The 15,317-nt window shown below is 72.4% G+C and carries 12 protein-coding genes and 1 pseudogene; 8 read left to right on the forward strand and 5 right to left on the reverse strand.

Annotated features, from left to right (window positions below; translation table 11 throughout):
- Nucleotides 1-108: 108 nt before the first annotated feature.
- From B124_RS12250 to B124_RS12265, 4 genes are read right to left on the reverse strand one after another with little or no spacing between them, the layout of a single operon-like run.
- The gene (locus tag B124_RS12250; RefSeq protein ID WP_496502796.1) at nucleotides 109-1,473 is read right to left on the reverse strand and encodes an ABC transporter substrate-binding protein; all 1,365 of its coding nucleotides are present in this window, start codon (nucleotides 1,471-1,473) and stop codon (nucleotides 109-111) included.
- Complete coding sequence (locus tag B124_RS12255; RefSeq protein ID WP_496502797.1) at nucleotides 1,470-2,324, reverse strand: carbohydrate ABC transporter permease; 855 nt, start codon at nucleotides 2,322-2,324, stop codon at nucleotides 1,470-1,472. Before B124_RS12255 ends, B124_RS12250 begins: the two co-directional genes overlap by 4 nt.
- On the reverse strand, nucleotides 2,324-3,277 hold the full coding sequence (locus B124_RS12260) for a carbohydrate ABC transporter permease (protein WP_496502798.1): 954 nt from the start codon (nucleotides 3,275-3,277) through the stop codon (nucleotides 2,324-2,326). The genes B124_RS12255 and B124_RS12260 overlap by 1 nt, the downstream gene beginning before the upstream one ends.
- On the reverse strand, nucleotides 3,274-4,338 hold the full coding sequence (locus B124_RS12265; RefSeq protein ID WP_496502799.1) for a LacI family DNA-binding transcriptional regulator: 1,065 nt from the start codon (nucleotides 4,336-4,338) through the stop codon (nucleotides 3,274-3,276). The genes B124_RS12260 and B124_RS12265 overlap by 4 nt, the downstream gene beginning before the upstream one ends.
- A 359-nt stretch (nucleotides 4,339-4,697) precedes the next feature.
- Between B124_RS12265 and B124_RS12270 the strand changes: the two genes are divergently transcribed.
- The 5 genes from B124_RS12270 (at nucleotide 4,698) to B124_RS12290 (ending at nucleotide 11,699) form a co-directional block, all read left to right on the forward strand.
- Nucleotides 4,698-6,263 carry an aminotransferase class V-fold PLP-dependent enzyme gene (locus tag B124_RS12270; RefSeq protein ID WP_496502800.1) on the forward strand — a complete coding sequence of 522 codons (1,566 nt, stop codon included), beginning with the start codon at nucleotides 4,698-4,700 and terminating at the stop codon, nucleotides 6,261-6,263.
- An 85-nt stretch (nucleotides 6,264-6,348) separates the two neighbouring features.
- Nucleotides 6,349-6,843, forward strand: coding sequence for a RidA family protein (locus B124_RS12275; RefSeq protein WP_496502801.1), 495 nt, complete (start codon nucleotides 6,349-6,351; stop codon nucleotides 6,841-6,843).
- Nucleotides 6,844-6,900: 57 nt separating this feature from the next.
- Nucleotides 6,901-8,232, forward strand: coding sequence for an amidohydrolase/deacetylase family metallohydrolase (locus B124_RS12280; RefSeq protein WP_496502802.1), 1,332 nt, complete (start codon nucleotides 6,901-6,903; stop codon nucleotides 8,230-8,232).
- A 288-nt stretch (nucleotides 8,233-8,520) separates the two neighbouring features.
- Nucleotides 8,521-10,017 (forward strand): alkaline phosphatase D family protein, encoded by a 1,497-nt coding sequence (locus tag B124_RS12285; RefSeq protein ID WP_496502893.1) that lies wholly within the window; start codon nucleotides 8,521-8,523, stop codon nucleotides 10,015-10,017.
- A gap of 2 nt (nucleotides 10,018-10,019) precedes the next feature.
- The gene (locus B124_RS12290; protein ID WP_496502803.1) at nucleotides 10,020-11,699 is read left to right on the forward strand and encodes a discoidin domain-containing protein; all 1,680 of its coding nucleotides are present in this window, start codon (nucleotides 10,020-10,022) and stop codon (nucleotides 11,697-11,699) included.
- An 18-nt stretch (nucleotides 11,700-11,717) separates the two neighbouring features.
- Here the strand turns inward: B124_RS12290 and B124_RS12295 are convergent, their stop codons facing one another.
- A complete protein-coding gene (locus B124_RS12295; RefSeq protein WP_496502804.1) occupies nucleotides 11,718-11,882 on the reverse strand; it encodes a hypothetical protein in 165 nt (54 codons plus the stop codon).
- Between the two features lie 353 nt (nucleotides 11,883-12,235).
- Here B124_RS12295 and B124_RS12300 point away from each other — a divergent pair.
- The 3 genes and pseudogenes from B124_RS12300 to B124_RS12310 all read left to right on the forward strand — a co-directional run.
- Nucleotides 12,236-12,442 (forward strand): annotated as a pseudogene (locus B124_RS12300) (carbohydrate-binding protein); the annotation flags it as partial.
- A gap of 200 nt (nucleotides 12,443-12,642) precedes the next feature.
- Nucleotides 12,643-14,706 (forward strand): galactose-binding domain-containing protein, encoded by a 2,064-nt coding sequence (locus tag B124_RS12305; RefSeq protein ID WP_496502805.1) that lies wholly within the window; start codon nucleotides 12,643-12,645, stop codon nucleotides 14,704-14,706.
- 22 nt (nucleotides 14,707-14,728) lie between these two features.
- Nucleotides 14,729-15,268 carry an NUDIX hydrolase family protein gene (locus B124_RS12310; protein ID WP_496502806.1) on the forward strand — a complete coding sequence of 180 codons (540 nt, stop codon included), beginning with the start codon at nucleotides 14,729-14,731 and terminating at the stop codon, nucleotides 15,266-15,268.
- Nucleotides 15,269-15,317: the final 49 nt, after the last annotated feature.

Here is a 15,317-nt window from a genome sequence, read left to right on the forward strand (position 1 = left end):
TTCCTGGTGCGGATGCTCGGGTGCGTCGGGTGTGCCGGGTGCCTTCGGTGCCTCGGGTGCCTGTCATTCCTGGTGTTTCTGCCCATACCCGCCGGCCGGCCGGCGCCGTCATCTCTGGTACCGGTCGAGTACGAGGTTGCCGTCCTCGACCAGCGACTCGCGCAGCTCGTCCAGGTCGGTGTCGCCGTTGAAGTACCGCTGGAACGCCGGGGTGGCGATCTTGTCCGACCACTCGCGGTACCCCCGGACCCCGAGCACCGGCGCGGGCCGCAGCGAGCGGGCCACCTCCACGCCCGTACGCCACCCGTACTTCTCGGTGTTCAGCGCCGGATCCTTGAGCGCCTCCCTCCCCGTGGGCAGCATCCAGTCGCCCGCGGCCAGCTCGGCCATGTGGTCCGGGCGGGTCATGAAGGCGATGAAGTCGGCCGCCTCCTGCTGGTGGTCACTGTCCTCGGCGACCGACAGCGTCTGCGGGCTGACGCCCTGCGCAAGCCCGCCCGCGGGGCCGTCGCCGGCGGGCATCGGGAGCACCGACCACGCGAAGCCGTCGGGCGCCTGCTGGGTGACGAGCTGGCGGTACGAGAAGTTCAGCGGCACCATCGCGTACCGCCCGGCGAAGAAGCCGGGCAGCGTGTCGGAGCCGGACATCCCCAGGCTGCTGCGCGGGGCGGTGCGGTCCTCGCTGACCTGGCGGTCGATGGTCTCGGCGACGGCGGAGTCCTCGGGTCCGTAGCCGATGCGGTTCTTCGGGCCGTCGTCGGTCTGCTCCCGGGAGAACAGTCCGCCGCCGGTGGACAGCGAGAGGTTCACCGACTGGCTGACGGGCTCCTTCATGCCCCAGGCGACGCCGTACTGGTCGGTCCTGCCGTCGCCGTCGGTGTCCGCGGTCAGCTCCTTCGCCGCGTCCTCGAACTCCTCCCAGCTCCACGGGTCCCGGGTGGTCGGCACCCGCACCCCCGACTCCTCCAGCAGCGCGGTGTTGGCGAACATCATCCGCGGCTCCTGCAGGAAGGGGACGCCGTAGATGCCGCCGTTCATGGTGGTGGTCTGCCACGACTGCCGCGGGATGTCGGCGCGCAGCGACTCGGGCAGCAGGCCGGTGAGGTCCGCGAGATAGCCGCCGTAGGCGAAGTCGGTGAGGTCGTCGGCGGCGTCGTGGATGACGTCGGGCGCCTCGCCGCCCTCGAAGGAGGTCAGCAACTGGTCGTGCACGGTGTCCCAGATGCCCTGCACGTAGCGGACCTGGACCTCGGGGTGCTCCTCGTTCCACTGGTCGACGAGCCGCTTGTTGGCCGCGACCGACTCCTCCTGCCAGGCGAGGCTGAGGTAGTCGAGGGTCACCGTGCCGTCGTCCGAGCCGCCGTCGCCGCTGCAGCCGGCGAGCCCGGCCAGCAGCGCCAGGCTCAGGGCGGCGGCGCCGGCCCGAGCGGCGGCCCGAGCGACGGAACGGCGGATACGCGCCGCGGGCCTCATCCCTTCACCGCCCCGGCGAGCATCCCGCTGACCAGACGGCGCTGGAGCAGCGCGAAGAACAGCAGGCTGGGGATGGTGGCGAGGGTCGCAGCCGCGGCGAGCGGGCCGAGGTCCACGACGCCCTCGGCCCCCAGGAACTGGGTGAGGATGACCGACATCGTCTGATTCTCCGGGGACTTGAGCAGCACGAGGGCGAAGAAGAACTCGTTCCAGGCGGTGACGAAGGAGAACATCAGCGTCGCCACCAGGCCCGGGGTGAGCAGCGGGAGCACCACGCTGCGCAGGATGCGCAGCCGGCTCGCGCCGTCCACGGCGGCGGCCTCCTCCAGCGAAACGGGCACCGCCTTGACGTAGCCCTGGAGCATCCAGAGCGAGAAGGGCAGGTTCCACACGACGTAGACGAGGATCAGCCCGAGCAGAGAGTCGATCATCCGCGCTTCCTTGAGCAGCATGAACAGCGGGATGATGATGAGCACGAACGGGAACATCTGGCTGACCAGGATCCAGCCGGTGGCCGCCGTGGTGACCTTCGAGCGGTGGCGGACCATCGCGTACGCGGCGGGCACGGCGAGGGCGAGGGCGATGAGGGCGGCGCTGCCGGCGACCAGGAGGCTGTTGGCGGCAGAGCGCAGGAGCGGCTGGGCGTCGAAGGCGGCGCGGAAGTTCTGCAGAGTGGGGTCCTGCGGGATCCAGGTGGGGTCGATCTTCCCCAGCTCCTGCGGCGACTTGAAGGCCGTGGAGACCAGCCAGACCAGCGGGAAGGCGAGGAAGACCAGGTAGGCCAGCAGGGCGAGGTACTGCCCGGTGCGGCCGGCGGCGCGCTTGGTGCGCAGTCCCGTGAGGCTGCTCATCAGCTTGCCTCCTCCTTCAGTCGCTTCCGCAGGAACAAGGTGAGGAACACCGCGATGACCGCGGTCATCGCCAGCCCCATGGCCGCGGCGTAGCCGTACTGGCCGTAGGCGAACGCCTCTTCGTACGCGAAGAGCATCGGCAGCCGGGTCTCGCCGCCCGGGCCGCCCTGGGTGAGCACGAAGACCAGGGAGAACGAATTGAAGTTCCAGATGAAGTTGAGCGCGGTGATGGCGATGACCACCGGCTTGATCGCCGGCCAGGTGACGGCGGTGAAGCGGCGCCAGACGCCGGCGCCGTCGAGGGCCGCGGCCTCCTTCAGCTCGTACGGGACGTTCTGCAGCCCGGCGAGGAGCACGACCGTGGTCTGCGGCATGCCGGCCCAGACGCCCACCGCGATGACCGCGGGCAGGGCCAGCGACAGGCTGGTGAGCCAGCCGACGTTCTCGTCGATGAGATGGAGCTGGCTCAGCGTCCCGTTGAGGATGCCGGCGTCCTGGTGGTAGACCAGCCGCCACATGATGCCGACGACGACCTCGGGCATCGCCCAGGGCACGAGCGCGAGGGTGCGCGCGAACCAGCGGAAGCGGAGGTCCTGGTTGAGCAGCAGGGCCAGGCCCAGCGCGAGCAGGAACTGCAGGGCGGTGACGCAGACCGCCCATATGAGCCCGATGCGGAACGACTCCCAGAAGAGGGTGTCGTGCCGCAGGTCGGCGAGGTTCTCCAGGCCGATGAACTCGGTGGGTTCCGTCCGGCCGGCCTGCGCGTCGGTGAACGCCAGCGACGCGCCGTAGAGCAGCGGGCCGACGCTCAGCACCAGGATGGGGATGAGCGCGGGCAGCAGCAGGAACCACGCGCCGCCGTCGAGGCCGAGGGCGGCCTTGCGGGCGCGTGGTGTGCGCGGTGGCGGGGTGCCGCGGCCGGCGGCCTTCGGTGGTGGTGCGGCAACGCTCATGCGGACTTCGCGCCTTCCTGCTCGTCGGAGCCCGCGGGCGCGGCGCCCGGGGAGGTGGAGCCGCGTACGACGAGCCGTGGCGCGGCGGTCGTGCGGCGGGCGGGGATCGGTTCGCCGGCCCCGGGCCCGAGCCGTTCCAGGAGCATCCGGGCGGCGCGCCGGCCGCGTTCGCCGGCGCCGAGGTCGACGCTGGTCAGCGGGGGCCAGGCGGCGACGGCCAGGTCGCTGTCGTCCATGCCGGCGACGGCGGTGTCCTCGGGTATGCGCCGGCCGCGGGCGTGCAGCGCCTGGGCGGCCCCGATGGCGAGCTGGTCGTTGGCGCAGAACACGGCGTCCAGGCCGGGGCGGGTGTCCAGCAGGTGGGCCGTGGCGCGGGCGCCGGCGCCGACGCCGAAGTCGGTGGCGGCGACCAGGCCCGGGTCGTAGGGGATGCCGCAGGCGGCGAGCGCGGCGCGGTAGCCCCGGCCGCGGTTGCCGCCGGGGACGGTGTCGACGGGGCCGTTGACGAAGGCGATGCGGCGGCGGCCGGTCTCGACGAGGTGGCGTACGGCGAGTTCCGCGCCGGTGACGGAGTCGGCCTGGACGGCGTCCACGGGCACGTCGTCGGGCAGCGAGCCGATGACGACGACGGGGCCGGCCGCGGCGGTCAGCGCCTCGACGTGCGCGGAGGTGATGCGGATGGGCACGAGGACGAGGCCGTCGCTGGTGCGGTCGGCGAGGCTGCGTACGACGCCGAGTTCGTCCGCCACGTCGGCGTCGGTGGAGTGCAGCAGCAGGCGGTAGCCGGCGGACTTCGCGACGGCCTGGATCTCGCGGACCATGGCGACGTAGACGGGGTTGCCGATGTCGGGGACGGCGAAGGTCAGTTGGCGGGTGTGGCCGTCCTTGAGGGACCGGGCCACGGCGTTGGGCACGTAGCCGAGTTCGGTGGCGGCGCGGCGGACCCGGTACGCGGTCTCGGGGCGGGCGCCCAGGCCGTTGAGGACGCGGGAGACGGAGGCGATGGACACCCCGGCGCGCTCGGCGATCGACACGATCGTGGGTGGTCCCCCGGAGGACATCGCACTCGCCCCTTCGCGTCGCGTACGCGGCCGGCCCAACAGGGCGCCCCTGTAAAGGTTTACAGCCGCTGGAAACGTTTACGTATGGTCCTCTCGCGTCACCTGGCCGTCAATGGCCGGTCACATGTGATCTGCGTCTCGCCGGGCCGGCAGCCGGCAGGCGGCGGGCGGTGCCCCCCGCGGACGGACCGTCAGAAGAAACCCAAGCCGCGGCTGACTGGGCAGGATCCGGGTTCCGAATAGCGGCATCGGAAAGAGGGCCTTAACGCCGCCTCACGATCTTTCTAACGTCTACGGCACCACAACATACGAGGTGACAGGGGGCCGGAATGCCTGCTGAGGCACTTTCTCGTCGCACCATGCTCGCGAGAGGCGCGGCGGCCGGGGGAGCACTCGCGCTGGGTCCTTCGCTGGCGGGTGAAGCGTTCGCGGCCACGTCCGGGGCGTCGTCCGCCGCGAGCCCGGCCACGGGCCGCCCCACGGACGTCTACGGCCGCATCGGGGTCCGTCCGCTGATCAACGGGCGCGGTACGTTCACCGTGCTCAGCGGCTCGCTCATGCTGCCCGAGGTGCGCGACGCGATCGATGCGGCAGCGCGGCAGTACGTCCAGCTCGACGAACTGGCCGACGCCGTCGGCCGCCGCCTCGGCGAGCTGACCAAGACGGAGTTCGGGCTGGTCAGCGCCGGGTGTTCGGCGGGCCTGACCCACGCGGCGGCGGCGTGCACCGCCGGCGGCAACCCGGACCTGCACGTCAACATCCCGGACCTGACCGGATTCCAGAAGACCGAGGCGATCATCCCGCGGCACTCGCGGAACGTCTACGAGGCCGCGATCAGCGCGGTGGGTCTCAAGGTCGTCCAGGTCGAGACGGAGGAGGAGCTGCAGGCCGCCATCGGCCCGCAGACCGCGCTGGTCTACCTCATGGCCGGGCCGCGCGTGGACGACAGCGAGCTGGACACCGAGACGATCGCGTCGGTGACCAGGCCCGCCGGGGTCCCGCTGCTGGTCGACGCCGCCGCGGAGATCCTCACCATCCCCAACGTGCACATCCAGCGCGGCGCCGACCTCGTCGGCTACAGCGGCGGCAAGTGCATGCGGGGCCCGCAGACGGCCGGTCTGATCCTGGGCCGCGAGGACCTCGTACGGGCCGCGTGGGTGCACAGCGCCCCGCACCACGGCTACGCGCGCGGCTTCAAGGTCGGCAAGGAAGAGGCCATGGGCATGCTCGCGGCCGTCGAGATGTGGGTCCAGCGCGACCACGACGCCGAGTACGCCGAGTGGACGGACTGGCTCAAGGAGATCTCCCGCCGCGTGACGTCGGTGAGCGGGGTGACCACCGAGATCACCCAGCCCGAGGGACTGTCGAACCGGACGCCCTCGCTGCGCATCCTGTGGAGCGCGGAGCGCACGGGGGTCACGGGCACCACCATGATGAACACGCTGTACGAGGGTGAGCCGCGCATCGCGCTCAACGCCACCAGCGGCTCCGACCCGGACCGGACCGGGGTCTCCATCACCCCGTACATGATGGAGCCCGGCGACTGGCGGATCATGGCGGACGAGATCGTCCGGCTGCTGCGCGACCCGCCGCCGGCGCCGGCGCAGCCCGAGCCGCCGTCCGTGGACGTCAGCGGCACCTGGTCCGTGGAGATCACGTACGCCGCGGGCACGTCGGGCGCCCACAGGCTCGAACTGGCCCAGGACGGCGCGAAGGTCACCGGCACGCACGCCGGCGAGTTCGTCAGCCGCCCGGCCTCCGGCAGCGTCAGCGGCGCGGAGGTCTCCGTGCGCAGCAGCTACGGCGAGGAGCACGGCGACTCGCTGAGCTACACCTTCACCGGCACGGTGGACGGCGACCGGATGAGCGGCGAACTCGACATGGGCGAGTACCTGAAGGGCTCCTGGACCGCGACCCGGTCCTGACGGCCGGTGTGCGCCGGCCGCGGCCGGCGCACACCCCCCGCCTCCACACGTGTCATGCACCGAACATTCACCGAGGAGTAAACGCATGTCCTCCAACCGCAGGGACTTCATCCGCAAGGCGGCGCCGGTGGCCGCGGTGGCCGCCGTGCCGGTGGTCGCGGGCGGCCAGGCAGTGGCCAGCGACCAGGACACCGGCAACGGCCACGGCCGGCCGCCGCGCAAGGAGGTCCACTACCCGGACGGCGGCGAGCCGCCGGAGAACCCACTGTTCAGCCCGATCGTGACCTACGGGAACATGGTCTTCATCTCGGGCATCGGCGCGCATTTCGAGGGCGGCATCCGCGCCCACACCGACCATGTGCTGAACGAGGTCGAGCGCTGTCTGGAGTCGGTCGGCTCCTCCATGGAGAAGGTCCTCAAGGTCAACGTCTACCTCGACAGCCTGGACGACTACGACGGCATGAACGAGGTCTTCCTCGGCCGCTGGGGCAAGGAGCCGGGCGTCCGCACCACCATCGCCGCCGCCGCCGGCATCCCCGGCGACTCCCTGGTCGAGATCGACTGCATCGCCGTCATCTGACGATCCGTAGCGCACGCGCCAGCACCACCTGACACAGAGATGGGGAATCGAGCCGGCATGCACGTGAGATCGCGAGTTTCCTGGACCGTACTTCCCGCGGCGCTGACCCTCGTACTGGGCGCGTCCACCGTCGGCGCCACGTCGCCCGCGGACACCCGGGCCGAGGGCGAGGGCGCCAAGGGTGCCGCGTACGACCTCGTCATCCAGCGGGGCCACGTCATCGACCCGAAGAACGGCATCGACGGCGTCCGCGACATCGCCGTCAAGGACGGCATGATCGCCGAGGTGGCGCGGAGCATCGACGCCTCCGGGGCGGCCAAGACCATCGACGCCCGCGGCGAGTACGTCACGCCCGGACTGATCGACATGCACGCGCACATGTTCCCGGGGCCGAAGCAGGACTACGCCAACGGCTGGAGCGGCGTGGCGCCCGACGGCTTCACGCTCCGCGCCGGCGTGACCACCGCCGTGGACACCGGCTCGTCGGGCGCGAGCAACTTCGACCAGTTCAAGGAAGAGATCGTCGACAAGTCCAAGACCCGGGTGCTGTCGTTCCTGAACATCGTCGGCAAGGGCATGGCCGGTCACCCGTATGAGCAGGACCTGGCGGACATGGAGCCGGGGCCCGCGGCCGAGGTCGCCAAGGCGAACCCGGAGACCGTCGTCGGCATCAAGACGGCGCACTTCAACGGCCCCGAGTGGGACCCGGTGGACAACTCCGTCGCGGCCGGCGAGGAGGCCGGCATCCCGGTCATGGTCGACTTCGGTGCGAACACCCCGGAGCGCCCGCTGTCGCAACTGCTCACCGAGAAGCTGCGCCCCGGTGACATCTACTCGCACATGTTCTCCGGGCTCCGCGGTGAGCTGGGCGCGGACGGCAAGCTCAACCCGGCCATGCAGCAGGGCCGCGACCGCGGCGTGGTGTTCGAGGTCGGCCACGGCGGCGGCAGCTTCTCGTGGGACGTGGCGGTGCCGGGGATGGAGGAGGGCTTCACTCCCGACGTCATCTCCACCGACCTGCACATCACCAGCATGAACAGCGGCATGAAGGACATGTCCAACGTCATGTCGAAGTTCCTGACGCTCGGCATGCCGCTCGAGGACGTCGTCGAGGCGTCCACCTGGACCCCGGCGCAGACCATCAACCGGCCCGAGCTCGGCAACCTGTCCGTCGGGGCGCCCGCGGACGTCGCGGTCTTCTCGCTGGAGCGCGGCACGTTCGGCTTCGTCGACAGCTTCGGCTACCGGATCGACGGCAGCGAGAAGCTGGTCGCCGAGACGACCGTCCGCGCCGGCGAGGTCGTCTGGGACCTCAACGGCAAGGCGGCCACCGAGTGGTACCCGGGGGCGAACCCCCCGGACGCGACCTCGGCGGACCACGAGCACTGAGCCTGAACGATCCATCCTCCCCGCCCGGAGGCGTCCCGGCCGGCCCATGCCGGGACGCCACCGGGCACAGTGCCGTGCTGCGCTGCTCAGAGCTACTCTGCGGTACGCGCCGCGGGCCCAACACCCGTTCGCGGCAGGGGTCTTGACCTTGATCCAGACCGCACGAACACTTCACGAGTGTCTTCCTCCTCGCCTCTTCACCCCCGTTCCGGCCGCCCGGAAAGACCCGTGCGGCCCATCCGCCCCAGCCGGCGCAGCGTCCTCCGGCTCACCGGCGGCCTCGCCGGGATGGCCGCGGTCGCCCAGCTCGCGCCCGCCCCCGCGTCCGCCGCGCCCAGGTTCGACGGCAACCCCTTCACCCTCGGCGTCGCCTCCGGCGAGCCGCTGCCCGACGGCGTCGTGCTGTGGACCCGGCTGGCGCCGGTGCCGCTGGCCGAGGACGGGCTCGGCGGGATGCCGCCGGAGGACGTGGCGGTGCGCTGGGAGGTGGCCGAGGACCCGGGGATGCGCACGGTGGTACGCCGCGGATCGGCCGCTGCCAAGCGGGACTTCGCCCACTCCGTCCACGTCGAGGTGACGGGGCTGCGCCCCGGCCGCGAGTACTGGTACCGGTTCAAGGCGGGCGGTGAGCTGAGCAGAGTGGGCCGGACGAAGACCGCACCGCCCGCCGACTCGCTCGCGCCCATGACGCTGGCGCTCGCCACCTGCCAGAGCTGGTCGGACGGCTTTTACACCGCCTACCGCCACCTGGCGGAGCAGGACCTCGACCTGGTCGCGCACCTCGGCGACTACATCTACGAGTACCCGATCAGCCGCACCAGCGGCCCCCGCGGCACCGACCTGTCCGCCGTGCACAACGCCGAGACGGTCACCCTCGACCAGTACCGGCTGCGCTACGCGCTCTACCGCACCGACCCCGCCCTGCAGGCCGCGCACGCCGCCGCCCCGTGGGTCGTCACCGTCGACGACCACGACGTCGAGGACAACTGGGCCGACGAGACGTCGTTCAGCGGCGCCTCCCCCGAGGACATGCTCCGCCGCCGCGCCGCCGCCTTCCGCGCGTACTACGAGCACCTGCCGCTGCGCGCCTCGTCCCTGCCCCAGGGCCCCGACATGCGGATGCACCGCAGCCTCGACTACGGCCGGCTGGCGCGCTTCCACCTCCTGGACACCCGCCAGTTCCGCGACCCGATCGACATCTCCCGCCGCGACGACCCGGCCCGCTCCCTGCTCGGCGCCGCACAGGAGCGCTGGCTGCTCGACGGCCTGGCGGACTCCGGCGCCACCTGGAACGTGCTCACCCAGCAGGTGCAGATGATGCAGCTCGACCGGCTCACCGACCCCGGTCTGCAGCAGCTCAACGGCGACGCCTGGGACGGCTACACCGCCACCCGTACACGCCTGCTCGACGGCATCGCGCAGCGCGGCGCGGCCAACCCGGTCGTCCTGACCGGCGACATGCACGTGAACCTCGCCGGCACCGTCAAGCGCGACTTCGCCGACCCCGGCTCCCCCGCCGTGGCCCCGGAGTTCGTCACCACCTCGATCACCTCGGGCGGCAACGGGTCCGACGCCGGCGGGACGCAGGCCGCCGAGTGGCTGGCCGCCAACCCGCACCTGTCGTTCTACAACGGCCAGCGCGGCTACCTGCGCTGCACCGTCTCCCCAGCCGAGTGGCGCGCGGACTACCTGGTGGTGGACCGGGTCTCCGTGCCCGACGGCACGGTGAGCACCCGCCGCTCCTTCGTCGTGGAGTCCGGCCGGCCCGATCTTCAGGAGGCGTGAGCATGCACCGGATCCGTAAGCGAGCCGGGGCCGGCGTCGCCGCGCTGGCCGCCTTCGCCGCGCTGTCGCCGCTGACCGGCCCGGCCGCGCCGGCCGGCGCCGCGGCGCGGCCGGTGCCGGCCGCCGCCGGAGAGTTGCTGATCGTCCAGGCGAACCTGCAGGAGGCGGTACGGCCCGCGGACGCGGCCGAGACCGCCGACCTCGACAACTTCGTCGAGCGGCTGGCCGCCGCCACCCCCGCACCGCCCGACGCCCTGCTGCTGACCGAGGTGCTGGGCCCGGGCGCCCGGCACGTCGCCGAGCAGCTCAGCGAGGCGACCGGCGGGCGCTACCGCGTCGCCGTCGCGCCCGGCGACAGCCCGTACCAGCCGGACGGCGCCGTCCGGGAGTCGGCGATCGTCGTCAACGCGGACACGGTACGCACCGTCGGCACCCCCGGTTTCCACCGGGTGCAGAGCGAGGACCAGGCGTACGCCGTCGTGGAGACCCGCGCCCGCCCGGCGCTGCGCGCGCCGCTGGTCAGCGCGCACGTGAACGGCAGCCCGGCGCCGGCCGCCGAGGCGCTCGCCGGCTTCGTCGCCGGTGAACTCGCCCCGCAGACCGCCGAACCCCGGGTCGACGTGCTCGGCGGCGACTTCCGCGCCGGCCGCTGCGCGGAGCCGCTGGCGTACCAGGCGGTCGGGTGCACGCCTGCGCCGTTCTGGGACGCCCTGACCGCGCAGCGGGCGTACCGCGACACGGGGTACGAGCGCGGGGAGCAGCCCTGGGGGACGTACCGCAACTACCTCTTCGCCCGCGGCGACGTGCGCGGCGGCTTCGTCGACGCCGCCTACCGGCAGGCGATCGACGACCCCGGGGCGTGCAAGGAGGCGTTCGACCGCGGCGAGGGCGCGAGCGCGCCGGCGCAGTGCCGCGAGACGTACTACGCGGACCAGCCCTTCTCCTTCGCCCGGCTCGGCGCCCCGCCGCAGATCGCGACCGCCGTCGTCCCCGGCCGGGCCGAGATGTCGCGCTGCGAGCTCGGCGAGCGGATCGGCGACGTGGCCGCCCGCGTCGCCAACTACACGGCCGAGACCGCCGTCCGCGAGGTCACGGCTGCCGCGGACGCGCCGCTGTCGGTCACGCCGGCCGCGGCGAGCGTGGAGGTGCCCGCCCAGCAGGCGCGCGCCGCGCGGATCTCGCTGACCGCCCCCGAGGACACCCCGCCCGGCGAGTACCCGGTGCGCGTCCGCGTCGGGGACGAGGCGTTCACCGTGCCCGTCACCGTCACCCCCGAGTGCACGGAGCCGCGGGTGTACGCCACGAGCTGGCACGCCGGCTCCGAGCCGGAGCGCGCGGTGGACGGCGACCCGAACACCTTCTGGCACTCGGAGTACATCCCGGTCACGCCGCTGCCGCAGTCGCTCACGCTGAACCTGGGCGAGGTGCGGCCGGTGAGCCAGGTGGCGTACCAGCCGCGGGTCGACGGCAACCTCGACGGCACGATCCTCACCTACAAGGTGTACGTCTCCGCCGACGGCAGGGACTTCACCGAGGTCGCGGCCGGCACCTGGGAGCGCGACGCGCGGCTGAAGACGGCCTCCTTCGCGGCGGCCGACGCCCGGTACGTACGCCTGGAGGCGCACACGGCCAGCGGCGGGAGCTACGCCTCCGCGGCCGAGGTCACGGCGGGCACGCCGTAGCGGAACGGGCCGGCGGGGTCAGGCGGTGCCGCGGAACGCGCGCAGCACCGCCCGGCCCTGGGCGTTCTCCGACACCATGTAGACCGTGCTGCCGTCCCAGGCGTACGTGGCCGTGGTCGGCGAGCCCATCGACTGGCCCTCGACCGCCAGCGCGCCGATCACGGTCGGCTTGCCGCTGCGCACGTCGTGTCCACCGACTGCCCCGGCGCGCCCGAATAGCGTCACTGGCGCCCCGCTGAGCGGCGTCACCGCGCCGGTCCGGACGCGGGGTTCACGACCCCACTCCCCCGACCGAGGAGCCGTGATGCCGTGACAGACCAGGACAGGTCCTCGCCGGACGAGGCCGCACAGCCGCGGGAGAAGTCCGGGATCCGCCGCAAGTCCCTGCTCAAGGCCGCGCTCGTCGCCGCGCCGCTGCCGCTGCTCGTCGGCGGCACCACCCCGGTCCTCGCCCGCGACCAGGCGCGGCAGGGCGGGGAGCTGACCCCGACGCCGGAGGCATGCGACCCCGGGGACCCGCCGACCATGCAGCAGACCGAGGGTCCGTGTTCGACTTCGTGCTCAACGTCCGGCAGAACCCGGACCCGCCGGACCCGCCGGACGGCACCTGGGCGTCCGGCACCTCGTACCAGGCCGGCGACACCGCCACGTACGACGGCGTCACCTACCGCTGCCTCCAGGCGCACACGGCCGTCCCGGGCTGGGAACCGCCGAACGCGCCCGCGCTCTGGCAGGCCGCCTGAGAGCCGCGGCCCGGCCGTGATCCGGCCCGGCCGCACCCGGACCCGCCCGTTCGTGTGCGCGTGACGTGTACGCGGCAGGAAAGCGCTCCCCCGTGTCTTGACGGGGTGTCAATCCGCGGCGATCCTCTGGTTACTCAGTCGTAGAAAAGTCCCTCACTTTTTGCGATTCCGCGATTTCGCGCCACCGGAGGCGGGACCCCATGACCCGACAGCCGCACCTGCGCAAGGCCGGCCTGATCACCCTCGTCACGGTCCTCTTCGCCGCGCTGACGGCGCTCGGCACCGGGCCGGGCACCGCCGCCGCGGCGAACGACTGGTGGGATCCCGTCGCGCGGCCCGCCCCGGACTCCGGGGTGAACGTCACCGGCGAGCCGTTCCGCGGCACCGACGCCCAGGGCAACGTCCGCGGCTTCGTCGACGCGCACAACCACGTGATGTCCAACGAGGGCTTCGGCGGCCGGATCATCTGCGGCGAGCCGTTCTCCCAGCAGGGCGTCACCGAGGCGCTGAAGGACTGCCCCGAGCACTACCCGGACGGCGCGCTCGCCCTGTTCGAGAACGTCACCGGCGGCGCCGACGGCCACCACGACCCGGTCGGCTGGCCGACGTTCGGGCACTGGCCGGCCCACGACTCGCTCAGCCACCAGCAGAACTACTACGCCTGGCTGGAGCGCGCCTGGCGCGGCGGACAGCGGATCCTGGTGCAGGACCTGGTCTCCAACGGCCTGCTCTGCTCGGTCTATCCGGCCAAGGACCGCGGCTGCGACGAGATGGACTCGATCCGGCTGCAGGCCGAGAAGACCTACGAGATGCAGGACTACGTCGACGAGATGTTCGGCGGCCCCGGCCGCGGCTGGTTCCGTATCGTCACCGATGCGGAACAGGCGCGCGCGGTGGTCGCCGAGGGCAAGCTCGCCGTGGTGCTGGGCGTGGAGACCTCCGAGCCGTTCGGCTGCAAGCAGGTGCTGGGCATCGCGCAGTGCGACAGGGGCGACATCGACCGCGGCCTGGACGAGCTGTACGGCATGGGCGTGCGCAGCATGTTCCTGTGCCACAAGTTCGACAACGCGCTGTGCGGCGTGCGCTTCGACTCCGGCACCATCGGCGCGGCGGTCAACATCGGGCAGTTCCTGTCCACCGGCACCTTCTGGACCACCGAGAAGTGCACAGGACCGCAGCAGGACAACCCCATCGGCCTGGCCGACCCGCCCGCCGAGGCCTCCGAGCTGCTGCCCGCGGGGGTGTCCGTCCCCTCGTACGACCAGGACGCCCGGTGCAACACCCGGGGGCTGAGCGGACTCGGCGAGTACGCGCTGCGCGGGATGATGGACCGCAACATGATGCTGGAGCTGGACCACATGAGCGTCAAGGCCGCCGGCCGGGCGCTGGACATCCTGGAGTCGGAGTCGTATCCGGGCGTCCTGTCCAGCCATAGCTGGATGGACCCGGACTGGACCGAGCGGCTGTACCGCCTCGGCGGCTTCTCCGCCCAGTACATGAACCCGGCCGAGGACTTCGTCGAGCAGGGCCGCAGCGGCGCGGCGCTGCGCGACAAGTACGGGGCCGGTTACGGCTACGGCACCGACATGAACGGCGTCGGCGGCTGGCCCGCACCCCGCGGCAACGACGCCCCGGACAAGGTCGAGTACCCCTTCACCAGCGCCGACGGCGGCTCGGTCCTCGACCGGCAGGTCACCGGCGAGCGCACCTGGGACTTCAACACCGACGGCGGCGCGCACGCGGGCCTCGTACCCGACTGGATCGAGCAGATGCGGCTGCACGGCGGCAGCGACGTGGTCGAGGACCTCATGGCCGGCGCCGAGTCGTACCTGACGACCTGGGGCGCGACCGAGGACCACGCGCGGCCGGAGAACCTCGCCGCCGGCGCCGCCGCGTCGGCGAGCTCCACCGAGTTCAGCCTGCTGACGAGCTACGCCCCCGGCCGTGCCGTGGACGGCGACCGCTCCACCCGCTGGGCGAGCAAGTGGAGCGACGACCAGTGGCTGCGGCTCGACCTCGGCGAGACCCGCACGCTCAGCCGCGTCACGGTGGACTGGGAGCAGGCCCACGCCAGGGCCTACCGGATCGAGGTCTCCGGGGACGGTGACGCCTGGCGCACGGTGTGGGCGACGGAGAACGGCGACGGCGGGCTCGACACCGCGACGTTCGACGCCACCGAGGCGCGCTATGTCCGTATCGCCGGAGTTCAGCGGGGTACGGACTACGGCTACTCGATCTATGAGGTAGGCGTCCACGCCCGGTGAGGGTTCGTCGTAAGATCGGCCAATGGCTGACTTGACCGAAACCACACCCGGCTGGCTGGCTCCCGAGGAGCTGGAGTCGGCGCGCGCACGGATGCCGGTCCTCTACGTCGACGCGGTGCCCGTCCGCGTCGACGACCGGGGCGAGGTCACGCACGTCGGCCTGCTGTGGCGGATCGGCCCGGACGGTGCGGTGAGCAGGGCGCTGGTCTCCGGCCGGGTGCTGCACCACGAGCGGGTCAGGGACGCGCTGCTGCGGCATCTGGAGAAGGACCTCGGGCCGGTGGCACTGCCGCGGGTGCCGTCGTCGCCGCAGCCCTTCACGATCGCCGAGTACTTCCCGACGCAGGGCATCACGCCGTACCACGACCCGCGGCAGCACGCGGTGTCGCTGGCGTACATCGTGCCGGTGGCGGGCGACTGCCGGCCACGGCAGGACGCGCTGGACTTCGTCTGGTTCACGCCGCAGGAGGCGGCGTCGCCGGTGGTCCAGCAGGAGATGACCGGCGGCCAGGGCCACCTGCTCAAGCAGGCGCTCGCGCACGTGGGGTTCATCGCTTCCTGAGCGCCTCCCGGGCCCGCGGCGCGGGGCCGGTGTCCCGTCGGGGCGGGTG

The sequence above is a fragment of the Streptomyces sp. CNP082 genome (assembly GCF_059570535.1).

Excerpts from the sequence above, each read along its gene's own strand:
- B124_RS12250 (WP_496502796.1), bottom strand. The coding sequence starts at position 1,473 with ATGAGGCCCGCGGCGCGTATCCGCCGTTCCGTCGCTCGGGCCGCCGCT.
- B124_RS12255 (WP_496502797.1), bottom strand. The coding sequence starts at position 2,324 with ATGAGCAGCCTCACGGGACTGCGCACCAAGCGCGCCGCCGGCCGCACC.
- B124_RS12260 (WP_496502798.1), bottom strand. The coding sequence starts at position 3,277 with ATGAGCGTTGCCGCACCACCACCGAAGGCCGCCGGCCGCGGCACCCCG.
- B124_RS12265 (WP_496502799.1), bottom strand. The coding sequence starts at position 4,338 with ATGTCCTCCGGGGGACCACCCACGATCGTGTCGATCGCCGAGCGCGCC.
- B124_RS12270 (WP_496502800.1), top strand. The coding sequence starts at position 4,698 with ATGCTCGCGAGAGGCGCGGCGGCCGGGGGAGCACTCGCGCTGGGTCCT.
- B124_RS12275 (WP_496502801.1), top strand. The coding sequence starts at position 6,349 with ATGTCCTCCAACCGCAGGGACTTCATCCGCAAGGCGGCGCCGGTGGCC.
- B124_RS12280 (WP_496502802.1), top strand. The coding sequence starts at position 6,901 with ATGCACGTGAGATCGCGAGTTTCCTGGACCGTACTTCCCGCGGCGCTG.
- B124_RS12285 (WP_496502893.1), top strand. The coding sequence starts at position 8,521 with ATGGCCGCGGTCGCCCAGCTCGCGCCCGCCCCCGCGTCCGCCGCGCCC.
- B124_RS12290 (WP_496502803.1), top strand. The coding sequence starts at position 10,020 with ATGCACCGGATCCGTAAGCGAGCCGGGGCCGGCGTCGCCGCGCTGGCC.
- B124_RS12305 (WP_496502805.1), top strand. The coding sequence starts at position 12,643 with ATGACCCGACAGCCGCACCTGCGCAAGGCCGGCCTGATCACCCTCGTC.
- B124_RS12310 (WP_496502806.1), top strand. The coding sequence starts at position 14,729 with ATGGCTGACTTGACCGAAACCACACCCGGCTGGCTGGCTCCCGAGGAG.